At 41.5% G+C, this 2,767-nt stretch carries 4 protein-coding genes; 3 read left to right on the top strand and 1 reads right to left on the bottom strand.

Annotation, left to right across the window (positions count from 1 at the left end; translation table 11 throughout):
- Positions 1–77: 77 nt before the first annotated feature.
- Positions 78–527 carry a universal stress protein gene (locus tag VNZ46_RS23885; protein ID WP_325563311.1) on the bottom strand — a complete coding sequence of 150 codons (450 nt, stop codon included), beginning with the start codon at positions 525–527 and terminating at the stop codon, positions 78–80.
- A gap of 195 nt (positions 528–722) precedes the next feature.
- Here VNZ46_RS23885 and VNZ46_RS23880 point away from each other — a divergent pair, with 195 nt between their 5' ends.
- The 3 genes from VNZ46_RS23880 to VNZ46_RS23870 all read left to right on the top strand — a co-directional run.
- Positions 723–1,283, top strand: a complete 561-nt coding sequence (locus VNZ46_RS23880; protein WP_325563310.1) for a thioredoxin family protein — start codon at positions 723–725, stop codon at positions 1,281–1,283.
- A 9-nt stretch (positions 1,284–1,292) separates the two neighbouring features.
- On the top strand, positions 1,293–2,075 hold the full coding sequence (locus tag VNZ46_RS23875) for a C40 family peptidase (RefSeq protein WP_325563308.1): 783 nt from the start codon (positions 1,293–1,295) through the stop codon (positions 2,073–2,075).
- A 50-nt stretch (positions 2,076–2,125) separates the two neighbouring features.
- Positions 2,126–2,767, top strand: a 642-nt coding sequence (locus VNZ46_RS23870) for a hypothetical protein (protein WP_325563306.1), incomplete at its 3' end; no start/stop codon positions are given.

Here is a 2,767-nt window from a genome sequence, read left to right as displayed (position 1 = left end):
AAAACGCGGACTATATGCGGACTAGATGCGGAGTATATGCGGATTCACCTGCTCTTTTCCTCATTTTATCCATCTTGTTATACTTCTGCTTTATTTGGAACAATGAGTACCGGACAGGCCGACTTTCTGGCTACATGCTCTGCAACGCTACCCATCAGAAAGTGATAAAGTCCGGTTCTGCCATAGGTACCTATCACGATAAGGTCTGAACCCCATTCATCAGACTGTTGAATAATTCCATGTGCGGCACTGTCCACTACACTTAGATAGGTTGTCGGTATCCCATGGCTGTATTTATTTTCGATCTCCTTAAGCAGTAAATGGCTGTTTTCATCACTGTTGTCATAAGTCTCCAGGAATACAGGTGCCATAGAAAGATCTGGATTAATGTTGGCCGGTACAGGCTCAATGATGTTGACCAGAGCGACCTCAGCACCGAAAGTTTTGGCAATCTCATAACCGGTTTTAGCTGCCTTTTCGGAGCAGGTACTGTTGTCAACGGCAATTAATACTTTCTTAAGGTTCATAATTATAGAGATTTTGGTTTATATAAAAATAACAATTTTATCTGAGACCTTCGTCACAGTGATATAAAGATAGAAGATCAAAAAATGTGCCCTAATGATCGAAATCACGGAATATTGAATTCAAGATCATTTTTTATAATCGAATTGCCGGCCTCCATTATTGCGATATAATTATTAATTTAGAACAAAAAAAAGATGAACCTGAAATATTTCCTATTGACCTTTTGTGCTGTATTCCTGATCACTACAGTGAAAGCGCAGGAACCTGCTGCAACTGCAGAAATTATCCTTAAAGAAGCTTATCAACAAGCTGCAAAAGAAAAAAAGAATGTATTCGTTATTTTTCATGCTTCCTGGTGTGGTTGGTGCCATAAAATGGACGAAGCCATGAATGATGCGAGCTGTAAATCTTTGTTTAACGATCAGTATGTGATCCGGCATCTGGTGGTTAATGAATCTCCTCAAAATAAAAAACTGGAGAATCCCGGTGCACAGGAAGTACTGGCTAAATTTCACGGAGATAAACAAGGGATTCCTTTTTGGCTGATCCTGGACAAGAACGGAAAACTGCTGGCCGATTCTCAGATCAGGCCGCAAGGTGCAGGATTGGATGTGGTAGGTGAAAATATTGGCTGCCCTTCTAAAAAAGAAGAAATTGCTGCCTTTAATAAAGTGTTAAAAAATACTTCCCGTTTAACAGAGCAGCAATTGGGCGTCATCAGCAAAAGATTTGAAGCCATCAATACAGGACATTAATCCTATTATATGATAACAGAACAACAGTTTGGCCTATGCCGGGTTTCTATAGCTCCGCTTAGGGCTGAACCCAGTGACCGGTCAGAAATTGTATCGCAGCTCTTGTTTGGCGATGGCGTAGAAATTACAGCGCAAAAGGACAATTGGCGTAAGATCCGGAATATTTATGACCAATATGAAGGCTGGATGGATATGAAACAGCTGGAGATTGTGCCCAGGGAAGAGGCTGATGCAGTTTCAGATTTTATTACTCCGCTGGCCTTGGAAAATGCGCTCATCGCCGAAGATGGGAGCAGCTATTACCTGGCTGCAGGAAGTAGTCTTCCAGGCTTTAGCAATGGCTATTGCAGTTTTGGAAACTTAAAATTTAAACTGAACTTTCAGCCTTTGCAGGTTAATTATGGGGTCTTAACAGGGGATCTGGCCGCAATGGGGCTTTTTTTTCTAAATGCGCCTTATCTCTGGGGCGGACGGACCTGGTTTGGAATAGACTGTTCCGGTTTTACACAAATAGTGTTTAAAATGGCAGGTATCCGGATAAAAAGAGATGCTTCCCAGCAAGCAGAAGAAGGCGTTACCGTTGATTTTCTTCCTGAAGCAAGGAAAGGAGACGTTGCTTTTTTTGACAATGCAGAAGGACGTATTATTCATGTGGGTATTTTGCTGGACAATCAGCAGGTTATACATGCTTCAGGAAAAGTAAGGATAGATCCGATTGATGATCAGGGTATTTTTAATAAGGAATTAAATAAATACACCCACCAGCTCCGGATCATTAAAAGATTTTTTTAATTGATTTATGAAATTAACGATACAGTTGCATCATCCACAAAAAATTATACATGAAGCACCTTTTCCTCTCATTACTGTTTGCTGGTATACTGGTAAATGGCTCAAATGCACAAAATAAATTATCGGCGAGCAGACAATCCGGACACTACACCTATATCTACAAATTAACTGATAAAGAAGCTTATGCAGTTGCAGCAGGATCTGCTGCTGCGGTAAACGATGCTTTCATGCACAGCCTGGTGGATTCTTTCCGGGTGGATACCAAAAAAACTTACCTTAAGAAAATGCCTTTTGGCCATTACCTGTACGTTACTCCGGTGGCCAATAATTTGGTGTACAGTTTGGAGCAGGTAGGGAATGTTAACCTTCAGTTTGTAAATAACCTGAGGGATTTTCAGTTCCGGATTACGGATCTGAAAGGTACGCAGATCAGCAATGCAGAGGTCAGGATTGGAAAAAATAAAAAGGTAAAATATGATCAGAAGGCGGGTCTGTATGTGTCCAAAAAGGACATCAAGCCCAATGTGATCGTGGTAGAGCAGGAAGGCATCCGTAATTATTTTACCTTCCAGGAGCAAAAGCCATGGGTAAGGCCAAGAGGAAAGACAGGCCGTGGTTATGACCGTCAGGTGGAGTTGCGTCCGGAGAAGAAGCCAAAGTATGCGGGGTATATGGCTTTTAATAAACCCATG

The organism is Pedobacter sp., assembly GCF_035566355.1.
Taxonomy (GTDB): Bacteria; Bacteroidota; Bacteroidia; order Sphingobacteriales; family Sphingobacteriaceae; genus Pedobacter.
This window is presented reverse-complemented; position numbering and strand designations above follow the sequence as displayed.